Origin of the sequence: Paludibacter jiangxiensis, assembly GCF_001618385.1 — a bacterium.
Classification (GTDB): domain Bacteria; phylum Bacteroidota; class Bacteroidia; order Bacteroidales; family Paludibacteraceae; genus Microbacter; species Microbacter jiangxiensis.
The window spans coordinates 374,450-389,523 of the sequence record NZ_BDCR01000001.1 but is presented as its reverse complement, the minus strand read 5'-3'; the positions used below and the strand labels follow the sequence as shown (position 1 = coordinate 389,523).

Sequence of the window (15,074 nt, the reverse complement as noted above, 5' to 3'; positions counted from 1 at the left end):
ATCAATAAAAAATGCGGAATCAATTATGGTTCCGCATTTTTTATTGATGCCATAGTTTTAACCTCGGTGGTTATTAATAATATCCTGAGACAGTAATCGATATATCTCTTGCCATTCCGGATGATCTGTTAACTTGTCAAGGTGTTTGTTCATTACGTTGAAATCTTTCCTGACGGCAGGTCCGGTCTGACCTTCGCGAGGTGAAAGCGTTGCTGTTTTGTCAATGGTTTCCTGAATCAGGGGGCGAAGCACTTCAAATGGAATATCTGCTTCGTGCAAAATGGATTCGGCGATGGCAAACAGATGGTTGGTGAAGTTGCAGGCAAATACGGCCGCCAGATGTAGCTGTTGCCGCTGTGCTGAGCTCGCTTCGTATACTTTATTGCTGATACCAGACGCCAGTTCTCTGAGAACATTCAGGTCGTCAGCATTGGATGCCTCTATAAAAAGAGGAATATCCTTGAAATTAACTGCTTTCCCTTTTGAAAAAGTTTGCAACGGATACAAAACTCCACCCCGTTCTTTATATCCTTCAAACAGAGACAGCGACATGCTTCCGGCTGTGTGTACATGCAACCCGTTCTTTCTGGGATTCCGGTGTATCATCTCACCCAATGCGGAGTCGCTGACAGAATAGATATAGATATCAGCGTCTTCAATATTGTCAGGATTGGTTGTCCAGTCGGCATCGACAGACAGAGCCAGTGCTTTGGCATTTTCTTCTGTGCGACTAACGATCTGGGTTATGACGAATCCTGCTTTATAAAGCGCTTGGGATAAGTGAGTAGCCACATTCCCGGCTCCAATACAAACCACTTTCATAAACGATAGATTAGCGTTTCCCTTTTTTTGAACCAAACAGTAGAACTGCCCCGGCAACAATCAAAAGCAAAGGCCAAACGTATTCGGAGAAATTACGGGTCATCTGAATGATATCGGAAAGGCGAAGGAAAAGCCCGATAACCAGCAAAACAATCCCAATGGTCAGGTTTTTATTGGTCAGCAGGAAGATGATGCCGGCATAAATAGGGTAATTCCGGAATTCAAAAATGTACTGAGCAGCACTGTCAGGAATGAAATGCAGGTGATCCAGCAGGAAAAGGATGCCGAAGAAGATAAGGGTGATCCCCCAGGAAAGTCGGTTGTCTTTTTTCATTGGTGTGAAATTTATAATCTTGTGTTTATGATAACAGCCCACGGGAGATCCCGCAGGCTGTTTTATCAGACAAAATAGTGAAATCTTATTTCAGTTCCCAGGCTAAAGCACTTGCACCAAGAACGGCTGCATCGGCTTCATTGAGGGCAGAGAACAGTAATTTGACTTTGCCTTTCCAGATGGGCAACAGGTTTTGCTCCATGTTGTCGCGTACGGGCTTCATAATCAGATCGCCCGATTTTGCCAAGCCGCCGAAGATTACGATGGCTTCAGGTGCGCTGAAAGCAACAAAGTCAGCAAAAGCTTCACCCAGCAGTTTGCCCGTATATTCAAAAATTTCGAGCGCAATTGCATCGCCTTTCACAGCCGCATCAAACACATCTTTCGAGGTGATGCTTTCGAGAGGAATGTTGCGCAACAGACTGTCGTCCTTGCGGATTTCAAGCAATTCTCTTGCTGTACGTGCAACGCCGGTAGCCGATGTGTAAGTTTCGAGGCAGCCGGTTTTTCCGCAACCGCAAACACGTCCGTTGTTGCGAACGATAGTGGTGTGCCCGAGTTCACCGGCAAAGCCGTCGTGACCGTACACCAACTGTCCGTTGATGACGATGCCGCTACCAACTCCGGTTCCCAGAGTGATCATGATGAAATTTTTCATGCCGCGGGCTGCGCCATAGGTCATTTCGCCGATAGCTGCTGCATTAGCGTCATTGGTCAAAGCTGCCGGAACACCGAATTTTTCTTTCAGCATGTTTGCAAATGGGATAACGCCTTTCCAGGGAAGGTTAGGAGCGAATTCAATGTTCCCGGTGTAATAGTTCCCGTTGGGGGCACCCATTCCGATGCCTTTAATTTTTTCGATGCCGCCTACCTCTTCGATGATTTCCATTAAAGCGGAATACAATTCATCAATATAGAGGTTTACGTCTGTGTGTTTCTGAGTTTTGATGGCACCTCGGCGCAATACTTCACCACGCATGTCAACAATGCCGAAGGCGGTATTTGTACCACCCATATCAATGCCAATTACATAAGGACTTTCCATGATGTTGGTAAAAGATTATGTGGTTATTCAACTGGAATATCTTTGTTCACGTTTTTGCAGCCTACAAGTGCATACCAGAGCATATAAGCCAGACATGCAAACATTACCCAATAGCTGCTGATGTAGCCGAAATGGTCGGATACCCATCCCTGAATGAGAGGAACGATACCACCACCGCAAACCATTACCATGAAGATGCCGGAAGCAGCAGCTGTGTATTTGCCCAGACCTTCTACTGCAAGGTTGAAAATTCCACCCCACATAATGGAGGTACAAAGTCCGCAAAGTACAATGAAGATAACACTGATAGGAACTACTGTGCCAATGAATGGAACGGTAACAACCAGTGATTTCGGACTGAATATGGCGAGAAGAATCAGGATAAGACCGGTTGAAGCTACAGCTGTCAACATGGTTTTACTTGAAACTTTAGCACCGATAGAAGCACCTGTCAAACGACCGACCAGCATAAGCAACCAGTAAAGACCTACGATACTTCCTGCAATGGTCGCATCAATACCAAGGCCAGGGTTGGCTGCTGATGATTGTGCTGTCATATAAAGATTTGCAGTACTTGGAATGCCGATTTCGATACCAACATAGATGAAGATAGCTACTGCCCCGAAGATGAAGTGGCGGAAAGAAAGAGGACTGTGAGTGTCTTTTACTTTTTTGTCTTCAGCCTTTTCCATGTGAGGTTCTGGTATGTCAACAAAAAGAAGAACAACAAATGCCAGCGCGAAAATGCCTAAAGCAAGGAATAACGCAGGATTAGCTTTTTCGATGGTTCTTCCGGCTACAGCACCCATTAACCAGCCTACAAGCATTGGGGTAATTGTTGCACCGATTGAGTTGATTGAACCTCCGAACTGGATTAATTGATTTCCTTTGTTTCCTCCGCCTCCGAGTGTGTTGAGCATTGGATTAACTACCGTGTTGAGCATACACATTGAAAAACCGGAAATAAATGCACCGATCAGGTAAACAGAGAAACTGCCGACCTGACCCGAAAGAAATTGTACGGATACCCCTACAAATCCTACGATAATGGCAGAAAGAGCTGTTTTTTTGTATCCGATTTTCTTTAGCATCATACCTGCCGGGATGCCCATAAAAGCATAGGCAAGGAAGTTGCCGAGGAATCCCAACTGAGATTCAAAATTGGTAGCGCCAAACTGTTTGGCAACGATGACCCCCATAGGACTTGGCAGTCCGGTTACGAAGGCAATCATAAAGAACAATGCAAACATCATTGCTATTGGCAATGCGTAGCTTTTTTGATTTGTGTTCATTTGATAGGTTGATTTTGTTAGATGTTAATAATTAATTTGTGTTTGATAAATCTGGCGTTAAAAGTAGCAATTTTTTTTGAAGCCATACAACACAAATACGTGCCTTCCTGTATTTTTTACTGTTTTTTAGAAATGTAACTCCCGATCGAAAATAGCACATATACGGCAATGACCATGGCGAGCGATCCGGGACTGAAACGGGACACGAGAACAATGAGGGCAGATGTTATCAGAAAGCTAAACTGAATTTTGTTGTCTTCCCACTTTAAGTTTTTCATTTTCAACGAAAACATGGGCCATTCGGATACCAATAAGTAGCAGAAAATAGCGATCAGAATGATGTAGTACTCCCAATAAATAGATGCAAACAGATTATTGGAGGTGTAGACGAACGAAGCCCAGAAAATAGCATTCGCCGGGACAGGAAGTCCTATGAAAGATGTTGTCTGTCGCGTGTCGATATTGAATTTGGCGAGACGGAGGCACGAGAAAATGGCGATCAGGAATGCCAGGTAGCTGAGAATGTGCCAGTCGAGAGGCAGACAATCGTACAAAATCGAAAAAACCATTGCCGATGGCGCTACACCAAAACTTACTATATCAGCCAGTGAATCGAGCTCTTTGCCCATGGGCGAGTAAGCATGTAACATGCGAGCTGCAAATCCGTCGAAAAAGTCAAAAACAGCTGCCAATAAAATGAAAATAAGTGCCAACAGATATTGGCCGTCAAAACCCGCTGAAATGGCGATACACCCCGAGAATAAATTACAACATGTAATTGTATTGGGAACATGCTTGATCAGCTTGCGTAAATCAATAGAAATCATTTTTGTCGTATTTGAGATTCTTTATGTTTGTTGTGCGTGGTGAACGTATCATTAAACGGCCACTGCGCCTTTAATATGCGGATGCGGATCGTACCCTTCGAGCACGAAATCGCTGTATTCGAAGTCGAAAATATTTTTCTTTTCGGGGTTGATTATCATCTGAGGTAAAGCGCGTGGTTCGCGAGAGAGCTGCAGGTGCACCTGTTCGAGGTGGTTGGTGTAAATATGTGCATCTCCCAACGTATGAACAAAATCGCCGGCTTTCAGCCCGGTGGCTTGCGCCATCATTTGTAGCAACAATGCGTAAGAGGCGATGTTGAACGGAACACCCAAAAAGATATCAGCGCTTCGCTGGTATAGTTGCAGGCTTAACCTGCCGTTTGCCACATAGAACTGGAAAAAAGCATGGCAGGGAGGAAGATGCATTTCGGGCAGGGCCCCGACATTCCATGCGCTGACGATGATGCGTCGTGAATCCGGATTGTTTTTGATGGTTTCTGCCGCTTCGCTGATCTGATCGATATGACCGCCTTTGTAATCCGGCCATGACCGCCATTGAGAACCATAAACGGGACCGAGCTCTCCGTTTTCATCAGCCCACTCATTCCATATTCGCACTCCGTTGTCCTGCAGGTATTTTACATTCGTATCGCCTTTCAGAAACCAGAGTAATTCGTAAATGATAGATTTCAGGTGGAGCTTTTTGGTAGTCAGGAGCGGGAATCCGTCTTCGAGGCGAAACCGCATTTGATGGCCGAATACACTTATCGTGCCTGTTCCGGTGCGGTCTTCCTTGTGGACGCCTTCATCCAGAACCCGTTGCAGCAAGTCAAGATATTGTTGCATAAAGCAATAAACTATAGGAGTGTTGTTAGTGCAATTGCAAATAAACCAGATGGTTACTGTAGTTCTGCTTTGTTTGCAAATTTGATACGAAGGTACACAAATTTCCAATAGCTATAGCACTCAATTGAAATGTTTTTGAAATAAGGTTGTTGAAGAGGTTGCAGAATTATGCGTACTTTTGCGGAAAATTTATTTTACTCACGATGTTTACGCGATTTAGCTGGTTTTTAGCATTATGCCTGTCTGTTGCCATGATCACTTCTTGCAGTCAGAAAGGCAGTTCGAATGCAAACGTAGCTCCCGACTCGGTTGTAAAGCCGAAGTACGCTACCGGGTTTGTGATAGAATACTATCAGGGGTACAAATGTCTGGTTGTATATAATCCATGGAAAAAAGGAGCTGTGCAGGCAAAATATTACATTGTGACGCAAAACGGTGTCAATACTCCCGATAAGCGGAAAACGGTTGTGGCTCCTTTACACTCTATTGCGGCAACATCTGCTACGCATTACGCGTTTATTGCAGCGCTGAATGAATTACCCTCCATAACCGGTGTTTCTTCTCCTAAGCTGGTTTATAATTCAGCCCTGATTCGTCAATGCCGGGATGGAAAAACAATCGACCTTGGCGATGCGTTCAGTCTCAATGTAGAAAAGACAATGTCGTTAAAGCCTCAGGCGTTGATGATGAGCAGCTATAACCAGACGGATGCTGCGGCTGAAAGAATATCTCAGGCCGGAATCCCCGTGATATTTAATAACGAGTGGATGGAAACATCGCCTTTGGGTCGTGCCGAATGGATAAAGTTTATCGCTGTTCTTTACAACAAAGAAAAGCTTGCTGACTCGATTTTCCGGCAAACGGAACAAAAATATCTGGCGGCGAAAATGTTGGCTTCGAAGGCAAAAGAAACTCCCGAAGTTATGATAGGAAGTAGTTTTAAGGGAACCTGGTACATGCCGAGCGGCAAAGGTTTTATGGGCAACCTGCTTGCTGATGCAAAGGTGAAATATCATTTTGCCAATGACACTACTGCTGGTAGTATTCCTGTGAATTTTGAACAGGCGCTGCAATACTTCGGAAATGCGCAGGTGTGGCTCAATTGCGATGCGAAAAACCTGAGCAGCCTGATGCAGAGTGACGCTCGTTACGCACATTTCAAGGCGTGTAAAGATAAAAGAGTCTATTCATTGTACAACAGAATCAATGAGTCAGGCGGGAACGATTTTTGGGAAGACGGAGTGCTTCACCCCGAGTTGATTCTTCAGGACTTTATTAAGGCGGTTCATCCTGAATTGTTGCCGGATTACAAGCTTGTTTATGTGACACAACTTAAATGATAAATATTGAATTATGCAGATAGACATTGAGCAACGTAAAGAAAAAGCGTTGGCTTTATTTAATGAAGGGTACAATTGTTCCCAGTCGGTATTTTGTGCTTATGCTGATGTGTTTGACCTGGATCCTGAACTTGCCCGGCGCTTAACCTCGTCGTTCGGTGGAGGCATGGGGCGGCTACGTGAAGTTTGTGGCGCCCTGAGCGGCTCATTTTTGCTACTGGGCTTGCGATATCCGGCATCAGATCCGAACGATAAAGAGGCCAAAACAGAGAATTATGCTTCGGTACAACGGGTGGCCGACGATTTTAGATCACGTTTTGGCACCATTATTTGCCGCGAATTGCTGGATGTGAAGCGACAGAGAGAATCGCCCGTTCCATCCGATCGCAATGCTGAGTATTATGCCAAACGTCCATGTGCAAGGTTTGTGGTGGAAGCTGCCGAAATCGTAGGGCAGGAGATGATGCGTGTAAATGACTGATTAATGACGAAAAGGAACTCTCTTTTGGTCTTTAATTTATAAAAAGAGGCAAGTGTTAATGGCTTGGATAAAAATCATTATATTTGCAACGCAGTTTTGCCCAATATGGTACCGAAAATATGTGATATTGTTTAATCTAATAAAAACGAAAGATGAAAAAATTAAGTGTTCTTGTTGTAGCAGGTTTAGCATTGATGGTTGGTTTTTCCTCATGCAGCCAAAGCTCTGTAAAAATGAAAACTCAGCTGGATAGTCTGAACTATGCGTTTGGCGTTTTGAACGGCCCGCAAGTAAAAGCTTATTCGTTGGGTGGTGATACCACAGCTAAAGCAGTAGATGCTTTTATCAAAGGTTTCGAAAAAGGTATCGGTTCTGACGATAAATATATTGCTCAATATGCTACCGGTCTTAACATCGGCGCATCTTTGAAAAAACAATCAAAAGGCGGTTTGATGGGCGACAGCACATTGAAAATGAATGTTGAGCTGATCAAAGCTGGTTTGATTGCCGGAATGAAAAATAAAGGCATGAAGATTCGTCCTGAAGTAGCTGAAATGTTCTTCCGTACCACAATGCAGAAATTACAGGCTGAAAAATCTAAAAAACTTTACGGTAAAAACATCGAAGAAGGCAAAAAATTCCTCGAAGCAAACAAAAAGAAACCAGGCGTGGTAACTACTCCTGACGGCTTGCAATACGAAGTAATCAAAGCAGGTAACGGTCCTAAACCGACAGCAAACGATCAGGTAAAAGTTAACTACAAAGGAACTTTGATCAACGGAACTGTTTTTGATACTAACGAAGGTAAAGCTCCTGTAACATTTGGCGTTGGTCAGGTTATCAAAGGCTGGTCAGAAGCATTGACTATGATGCCTGTTGGTTCAAAATGGAAAATTTATGTTCCTGCAGAACTCGGTTATATGGAACGTGAAATGGGTGCTATCAAACCTTTCTCAACTCTGGTATTCGAAGTTGAATTGTTAAGCATCGAAAAAGCTCCTGCTCAACCAGAAGGTCCTCAAGGTCCTGGTGCTCCTCAGGGTGCTCCACAGGGTCGCTAATCAGTTGGCACTATAACTTATCAAAAAGCGTTCTGCAAATTTGCGGAACGCTTTTTTTGTATCTCTGCTCAAATATCGTTTCTTTGTAATATCTAATGCAATAAACAAGTCATGATGCGACTAAAAGAGACAGTGCTAATATTGTTTAGCTGTTTGTTTTTTACGGCTTCCGTATTTGCGCAGAGCAATGATTCGGTTGAGGTTGTTCGGGTGATGAGTTATAATGTAGAGAATTTTCTGGATTATCGGCACGATTCGCTTTTGTCCTTACCTGATACCGCAAATACAAAGGGATGGAATGCTTCGCGTTACTATCAGAAACGAGACAATATAGCGAGGGTTATTACTGCGGTGGGTGGTTGGAATCCCCCTGTTTTAGTGGGTTTGTGCGAAGTACAGAACCAAAGGGTGTTGGATGATCTGACCAGATACTCGGCTTTGCGTAATCTGCATTATAAGGTTTCTCATTTTGAGTCGCCCGACCCCAGAGGAATTGACGTAGCATTGCTCTATCAGCCGAAATTCTTTAAGCCCTATCAGGAAAAGCCTGTTCGCATTCGTTTTGCGGATAATCCACGTCGACATACCCGCGATATTTTATATGTGGCGGGTAAATTGCGTAACGGAGATACGTTGCATGTGTTTGTAAGTCATTTCCCTTCGCGGCTTGGCGGTGAACTGGAATCTCAAAATGCACGGCTTCAGGTTGCGGCTGTTCTTCGCCGTCAGGTTGATAGTCTTTTTATGCTCAATTCGGGGGCAAACATTATTATCATGGGCGATTTTAATGATTATCCGGATAATGATAGTATGACCCGTGTGTTGGGCGCTCTGCCCGACGATGCCCCAATGGCCGAAAAGAGCCTGTTCAATTTGTGTTATACTACTAATAAAGCAGCACGAATCGGATCGTACAAACATGCCGGTGAATGGGGAATGTTGGATCAAATCGTTGTTTCCTCTCACCTGCTGAATTCAACGGCTTCAGTTTTTACTTCAGGTTCCATGCTGCATGTCTTTGATGCTTCCTTTTTATTGGAAGATGATGTGAAATGGTTTGGAAAGCAGCCTTTCCGAACGTATGTGGGGATGAAGTATCACGGCGGCTTTAGCGATCATCTTCCGGTGTATATAGATCTTTATGTTCGGAAGAGATTGGAGTTGCATCCTGAAAAATAGCCGGATTTCTCGAAAAAACGTACTGCCTGAATCTAAAATCCGAAAGATATACTCTTTTTTAATATAAAAAGTCAATAGAATAGTGCGGGATTCAATACTTGGTTGTATTTTTGCAGCCAATTTATTAATCCTCTAATTTGCACTAAATGAAGCAAAAAAACATTCTGTTGGTATTGTTGGTGGTTGTGTTTTCTGTTACAAGTTTGTTCGCGCAGGAAAACGATCAGGTGAAAAAAATATCTGTTAGTCTGGGAGATGGTATGAGCCTTAAGTTTGGCGGGTATTTCAGAACCGATGCTTTCCTCGATACACGTAATAATAACTACTCTTTGATTGACGGCCTCATTTTCGTGATGCCTTCGGCTAAAAATCCGGACGCTAACGGCAAGGATCTCAATGCAGATGCTAACATGAATTTCTCCGCTGCTTTAACGCGTTTCAATGCAACCTTTACCGGACCGAAGCTCGGGAATTTCCAATTGTCATCATTCTTTGAATTCGATTTTTCGAATGTCGATACAAAAACAATATTGTTTCGCCATGCCTGGTTGAAATTTAGCGGAAAAAACAGCGAATGGCAGATTGGTCGTTCATGGCATCCGTTTCTTGGACCGGTAACTCCAACCGTTGTCGGAGCTGCATGGGGAGCGCCTTTTCAGCCTTTTTCAAGAGGAGAACAAATTCGCTACAACTTCTCGTCAGGATGGTTGCGGCTTTCTGCAGCGGCTTTCATGCAGAGTGCTTTCCCTTCGTACGGGCCCAACGGTAAATCAAACCTGTATCAACGCAATTCTGATATGCCGGAGTTGACCGGGCTTGCGTATTATGCCAAAGGAAGCACTATCTTTGGTGCCAGTGTCGACCTCAAAAGTCTTTGCCCGCGTACTTCATACACTGTTGGAAGTGCAACCTATAAAACGGATGAAAAGCTGACGACGGTTTCGGCAGCGGTATTTGCACAGAAACAGTGTGGTTTGTTTACCGCCAAAGCGCAGGGTTTGTATATCCAGAATATGAGCGAAGCTCTTCTTCAGGGCGGGTATGCCGTGAAGGCAGTTAAAGCTAACGGTGATATTGAGTATACTCCGTCTCAGTCGCTCAATGCCTGGGCAAATTTTACTTATGGAAAAAAATATCAGGCCGGATTATTTCTTGGATATGTAAAGAATCTCGGATTGAAAGATAATGCTGCAGGAATCTATTATGGTTACGGAAATAATATCGGCTCTTTGTACCGTGTTTCTCCTTCGTTTATCTATACAGCCGGTCGTTTCCAATTCGCTTTGGAAGAGGAATTGACAGGTGCGGCATATGGTACTTACGATCCTGCTGATAAAGGAAAGGTGAAAGATGCTCACATGGTTTCAAACCTCAGAACCTTGCTTAGCGCAACGATGTTTTTTTGAATCAGTGAAGGTGTAAAATAAAAGCGGGGTTGTCTGTTGTTCAGACAATCCCGCTTCTTGTTTTTGAGAGAGCTTTGGTTGAGCCAATTATTTTGTGTTGGCGTTTCGTATGCTTTCCCGGGTAATTTTACCCCATTCTTTCAATAAATCTCCTGTCCAGTTGCCTTTTTCTGAAGCTCTGGGCAAAAGCATGGAACAGGTTTCGTTTTTGTCGGATACCGACCATGCAATCCAGCTGAGTTTCCTGTCTTTCATCCATTCCTGATAGGCCGCCCATTCTGCTTTGTCGATCGGACCGTCGCCGGAAGCCTCCATGCCGGCACATTCGGAGATAAATATGGGAATTCCTTTTGCCATTACCGTGTCGGTGCGATCACGCAACCATTTTTTGTGGGTTCCGGCATAGAAGTGCATGGAGTACATGATGTTTTTCTGGCCCAAAATCGGATTAGCCGCTACCGAATCAAGATCCTGATCCCAGTGAGGCGATCCGACTAATATCAGATTGTCCGTATCAATTGCCCGAATGGTCGAGATGACTTCTTCCGAGTATTGTTTTACGTCTTTCCAGAAAAAATAATCGGGTTCATTCCATATTTCATAAATTACATTCGGATTGCCAGAATACTTTGCTGCCATTTGAGCAAAGAATGTCTTGGCTTCCTGCGTGTGAAGTTTATGGCTGTGAAAATCAATGATTACGTAGATGCCGTTTTTGATGGCGCCATCAATCACTTTTGTCATACATTGCAGAGCAAACGAAGGATTTTCAAGGTAACTGTCATCAAGTCCTACGCCCATAGAAGCCCTGATAACGTTGCACTTCCAGTCATTGGCCAACCATTTTACGGCATCGGCATTGTAAAACCGCGGCCAAAGATTATGCCATCCTAAGCTGGCGCCGGCTAAAACTAAAGGCGAATTGTTTTGATTGCACAACTGCGTGCCTGTTGTGTGCAACTTTCCGTTCAGAGCCACTGGTGAGCCTTTCGGGGCTTTGAACGAGGATAAAGATAGAGTTGCAATCAATAATAGCGGGAAGACGAAGCGTCTTTTCATGGTGTTTGATTGTTTTAAGGTGTATGTTAGGTGCAAAAATATGGAATGTTTTGAAAAAAACGCTGATATTTTATTAGCTAATTCTGATACTAATTGCTGCTGTTCAGTAGTATATCCTATAGTGTTGTTTTGTAATCATCATTTGCGCTATAAAAAGCAAAGAGAGTTGTCAGGCAGACCCGGCAACTCTCTTTGTTGTTAAATAGTATGTTGGAAGAATTTACTTCTTAGCTTTTGCGGCTGGTGCTTTCTTTGTGGCTGGTTTAGCAGCTTTGACATCGTCAGCCGGTTTAGCTGGTTCTTCAACTTTTACCGGTTCTTTGTACGGTTTTACATTCAACAGCTCTACTTCGAAAACCAAAGTAGCATATGGAGGAATTACGCCATTGCCGGCTCCCTGTTCGCCGTATCCCAATGAGTAAGGAATGAAGAATTTATATTTAGAGCCAACGGTCATCAGTTGAACACCTTCAGTCCAGCCTTTGATTACGCCGTTCAAAGGGAATGTAATCGGTTCGCCACGATCTACTGAACTGTCAAATTTTGTGCCATCGATCAAAGTTCCGGTATAGTGTACCACTACAGTGTCAACATCTTTCGGTTTTACACCGTTACCTTCTTTCAGTACGATATATTGCAATCCGCTGGCAGTAGTTTTTACGCCTTCTTTGGTTTTGTTTTCTGCAAGAAACTTTTCGCCTGCTTCTTTTTTGGCTGCAGCATCTTTTGCCTGAGCTGCCATCATGTATGAGCGGAAATAGGTGTTGGCGAATTCTTTTGCCATTAAAGCAGAGTCACCTTTCATTGCGGTGGAAAAGGCTTTGATAAGCAGGTCGACATTGCATTGACCTCCGGGAATGGTTTTGATGTTTTTAGCAAAATCAGCGCCGAGGTTCAAACCGAGAGCATAACTCATAGAGTCAACGCCATTGGTAAAGATCTTTTCCTGAGGTGCTGCTTTGGCCTCTGTTTTTTTGGGGCTCTTAGCTTCGGCGGCAGTAAAAACCAGTGCAAATGCCGCAATCATCAAAAATGTTTTTTTCATCTGTAAAATTTTAATATTTAATTAATTAGTAAAAGTATTTGGTGTTTTTGTCTCAGACAATCTTAAAGATACAAGCGGTTAGTTTTTATATACTTCCAAACCTCTTCCGGTACAAAACGACGCATGTCATGACCTCCAGTTATCGACTGGCGAATAAATGTCGACGAGATTTCGACCAAAGGCGCTGACAAAAGTTTAACCGAGGGCATAAAATCCGGAATTTTAACCTCAAATCCGGCCCGGGGATAAATCCAGATAGGAAATTCATCAATAATTTGTTGATAGTCTTTCCATTGATCAAATACCAGCCAGTTGTCAGCTCCAATTAAAAGCGAAAATTCACGGTCCGGATAGTTATCGCGAAGAGCCGTCAATGTTTTTATGGAATAGGTTGGCTGAGGTAAATGGAGTTCGAAGTCGGACGCCGATAAACGGGCGTCGTCATCTATCGCAAGCTTCGCCATTTCATACCGCAGCTTACTGTCAAGGGCAGTATTCGGCTCTTTTAACGGATTGAGCGGGCTTACCATTAGCCACACTTCATCCACATCTGTAAACTCGCACAAATAATTTGCAAGAACGAGATGGCCGACGTGGATCGGGTTGAAGGTGCCTGAAAAAACTGCTGTCTTTATCATGAGCTACATCCGTAGAATTAATGAATGCCGTAATAAAACCGCTTGTCCGGAAGCTTGCCTCCGACGGTTTTTGGGTCAAAATGGAAGTATATATCAAGGTACTTCTCAATGCGTTGCCAGTTGTCCGAAGCTTTTAAGTAGCGCATATTGCACTTGGGAATGCTTCGAAGCGCAATTTCTTTGTTAGGCAAGATTCCGGCAGCCACAGTCACGTCGGCAGCTTTGGAGGTGTTGGAGCGTAACCATACTAAAGCCGATTGGTAACGGTCAGAAATTGAATCGATCATTGCGGAGTTCTTCTCTACCAACTCTTTTCGGGCAACAAAAGCAGTCATGGCAAACAACAGTGTACTATCCACCTTTGCCAATTCATTGCTCAGACTAATCACATTTCTTACAGATCGGTTCTTAGAGCAAGCCATTGTGGCAAATGGTTCCGGTAACAAGGCGGTTGTGATCTTGCCCATAATAATGGCCTGTGCCAAATCAGGATGATTGCCTATTTTATAGTCAATGAGTAATTCTTTGTTGCGGAATCCATACTTGGAGGCCAGCAGGGTAAATAAAACGTCGGGAGTGGTTCCCTGACCGGAAACAGAGACTGTTTTGTTTTTTAGATCGTTGAAGGAGGTGATGGAGTCGGACGAAACGACACTTACCGATCCCTGCACCGGGCATGCAATCATTCGATAGTCAACGCCTTTGTTGTACAGTATTGCCGCAATTGTGGTTGGTAAGACCGCAAAATCTACTTTGCCCTGAATCATTTTAGCTTGTAAGTCAGCCGGTTCTTCAAAAATCTCTATGTGGAGTTTTTTGCCATCAATAACCGGAGCTTTGTCAAGCCATTGGGATACACTGATAGCCGACGGTCCTTTCAGAACGCCGATAGTCAACGTGCCGTCATGCTTAGTGTGACAGGCTGTCAGCAAAACAATACAGAACAAAAAGAGGATCTTTCTCATAAACTGTTAGTTAAAAACAATTCCGCGTCGTGTAACGAATCTATTTTCCCCACATCTATCATTTTCAGATTTTCAGGCACAAAGCCTTTAATTGTTTCTTTGGCTGCAATTTTTAGGTAGAAGTCTATCACGGAAAACTTTCCGTCCCAACCACTCATCAGATCAAAAATTTTAGGCGAAATAACATGAATGCCCGAAAACGCAAGCCGTTGACAAGATGCAACGTCCAGCATTTCAAAAGGAGATCTTACTTCTCCTGTTTTTATGTTTGTCCATCCATTCAAACGCAAGGTGTTGTCGAATAGCAAATAACGGGCAGTATCCCGTTTGCTTACCACAACCGTAGCAATGCCATTGTGCGATAGATGGTAGTTGTATAGTTTCCTCAGGTCGATATTGGAAAGAATATCAACGTTGTGCACCAAAAAAGGTTCGCCGTCATCGAAAAACCAGGAAGCCTTTTTTATGCCACCACCGGTTTCAAGCAAAGCATCCCGCTCGTCCGAAATCTCGATACGAACCCCAAAACTGTTGTTTTGCTTTACAAAGTCAATAATTTGATCTGCAAAATGGTGGACGTTAATGATAATTTCGTCAAATCCGCTTGCAATCAACTTTTGCAGCACAAGCTCCAACAGAGGTTTGCCATTGATCGGTACCAGTGCTTTTGGCATGGTGTCGGTCAATGGTTTGAGGCGGGTGCCCAGTCCGGCTGCAAATATAAGCGCTTTCAT

General features: G+C 43.8%; 16 protein-coding genes. 5 read left to right on the top strand and 11 right to left on the bottom strand.

Annotated features, from left to right (window positions below):
- Positions 1 to 57 precede the first annotated feature (57 nt).
- The 6 genes from PJIAN_RS01520 to PJIAN_RS01495 form a co-directional block, all read right to left on the bottom strand.
- Positions 58 to 822 (bottom strand): Rossmann-like and DUF2520 domain-containing protein, encoded by a 765-nt coding sequence (locus PJIAN_RS01520; protein WP_068702669.1) that lies wholly within the window; start codon positions 820 to 822, stop codon positions 58 to 60.
- Positions 823 to 832: 10 nt separating this feature from the next.
- Positions 833 to 1,156, bottom strand: coding sequence for a LiaI-LiaF-like domain-containing protein (locus PJIAN_RS01515; protein WP_068701344.1), 324 nt, complete (start codon positions 1,154 to 1,156; stop codon positions 833 to 835).
- 85 nt (positions 1,157 to 1,241) lie between these two features.
- On the bottom strand, positions 1,242 to 2,201 hold the full coding sequence (locus PJIAN_RS01510) for an ROK family protein (RefSeq protein ID WP_068701342.1): 960 nt from the start codon (positions 2,199 to 2,201) through the stop codon (positions 1,242 to 1,244).
- A 23-nt stretch (positions 2,202 to 2,224) separates the two neighbouring features.
- Positions 2,225 to 3,493, bottom strand: a complete 1,269-nt coding sequence (locus PJIAN_RS01505; protein ID WP_068701340.1) for an MFS transporter — start codon at positions 3,491 to 3,493, stop codon at positions 2,225 to 2,227.
- Positions 3,494 to 3,609: 116 nt separating this feature from the next.
- Entirely contained in the window at positions 3,610 to 4,320 is a 711-nt protein-coding gene (pssA, locus tag PJIAN_RS01500) for a CDP-diacylglycerol--serine O-phosphatidyltransferase (protein ID WP_068701338.1), read from the bottom strand.
- A gap of 51 nt (positions 4,321 to 4,371) precedes the next feature.
- Positions 4,372 to 5,166 carry a thymidylate synthase gene (locus PJIAN_RS01495; protein ID WP_068701336.1) on the bottom strand — a complete coding sequence of 265 codons (795 nt, stop codon included), beginning with the start codon at positions 5,164 to 5,166 and terminating at the stop codon, positions 4,372 to 4,374.
- 203 nt (positions 5,167 to 5,369) lie between these two features.
- On the opposite strand from PJIAN_RS01495, the gene PJIAN_RS01490 reads away from it, so the two are divergent.
- The 5 genes from PJIAN_RS01490 to PJIAN_RS01470 all read left to right on the top strand — a co-directional run bounded on the left by PJIAN_RS01490 (position 5,370) and on the right by PJIAN_RS01470 (position 10,633).
- Positions 5,370 to 6,506, top strand: coding sequence for an ABC transporter substrate-binding protein (locus tag PJIAN_RS01490; protein ID WP_068701334.1), 1,137 nt, complete (start codon positions 5,370 to 5,372; stop codon positions 6,504 to 6,506).
- A gap of 13 nt (positions 6,507 to 6,519) precedes the next feature.
- Positions 6,520 to 6,987 (top strand): C-GCAxxG-C-C family protein, encoded by a 468-nt coding sequence (locus PJIAN_RS01485; protein WP_068701332.1) that lies wholly within the window; start codon positions 6,520 to 6,522, stop codon positions 6,985 to 6,987.
- Positions 6,988 to 7,139: 152 nt separating this feature from the next.
- The gene (gene bamJ, locus PJIAN_RS01480) at positions 7,140 to 8,048 is read left to right on the top strand and encodes a BamJ family beta-barrel-assembly machinery protein (protein WP_068701330.1); all 909 of its coding nucleotides are present in this window, start codon (positions 7,140 to 7,142) and stop codon (positions 8,046 to 8,048) included.
- A gap of 111 nt (positions 8,049 to 8,159) precedes the next feature.
- A complete protein-coding gene (locus PJIAN_RS01475) occupies positions 8,160 to 9,227 on the top strand; it encodes an endonuclease/exonuclease/phosphatase family protein (protein WP_084252208.1) in 1,068 nt (355 codons plus the stop codon).
- A gap of 146 nt (positions 9,228 to 9,373) precedes the next feature.
- Entirely contained in the window at positions 9,374 to 10,633 is a 1,260-nt protein-coding gene (locus PJIAN_RS01470) for a hypothetical protein (protein ID WP_068701326.1), read from the top strand.
- 87 nt (positions 10,634 to 10,720) lie between these two features.
- On the opposite strand, the gene PJIAN_RS01465 is transcribed toward PJIAN_RS01470, so the two are convergent.
- The 5 genes from PJIAN_RS01465 to PJIAN_RS01445 form a co-directional block, all read right to left on the bottom strand.
- The gene (locus tag PJIAN_RS01465) at positions 10,721 to 11,692 is read right to left on the bottom strand and encodes a glycoside hydrolase family 5 protein (RefSeq protein ID WP_068701324.1); all 972 of its coding nucleotides are present in this window, start codon (positions 11,690 to 11,692) and stop codon (positions 10,721 to 10,723) included.
- A 220-nt stretch (positions 11,693 to 11,912) separates the two neighbouring features.
- The gene (gene bamJ, locus PJIAN_RS01460) at positions 11,913 to 12,737 is read right to left on the bottom strand and encodes a BamJ family beta-barrel-assembly machinery protein (protein ID WP_084252207.1); all 825 of its coding nucleotides are present in this window, start codon (positions 12,735 to 12,737) and stop codon (positions 11,913 to 11,915) included.
- A 62-nt stretch (positions 12,738 to 12,799) separates the two neighbouring features.
- Positions 12,800 to 13,375, bottom strand: a complete 576-nt coding sequence (nadD, locus tag PJIAN_RS01455) for a nicotinate (nicotinamide) nucleotide adenylyltransferase (protein WP_068701322.1) — start codon at positions 13,373 to 13,375, stop codon at positions 12,800 to 12,802.
- Positions 13,376 to 13,392: 17 nt separating this feature from the next.
- Positions 13,393 to 14,340: an ABC transporter substrate-binding protein gene (locus PJIAN_RS01450; RefSeq protein ID WP_068701320.1), complete on the bottom strand. Its 948-nt coding sequence runs from the start codon at positions 14,338 to 14,340 to the stop codon at positions 13,393 to 13,395.
- Positions 14,337 to 15,074 carry a nucleotidyltransferase family protein gene (locus PJIAN_RS01445; RefSeq protein WP_068701318.1) on the bottom strand — a complete coding sequence of 246 codons (738 nt, stop codon included), beginning with the start codon at positions 15,072 to 15,074 and terminating at the stop codon, positions 14,337 to 14,339. The genes PJIAN_RS01450 and PJIAN_RS01445 overlap by 4 nt, the downstream gene beginning before the upstream one ends.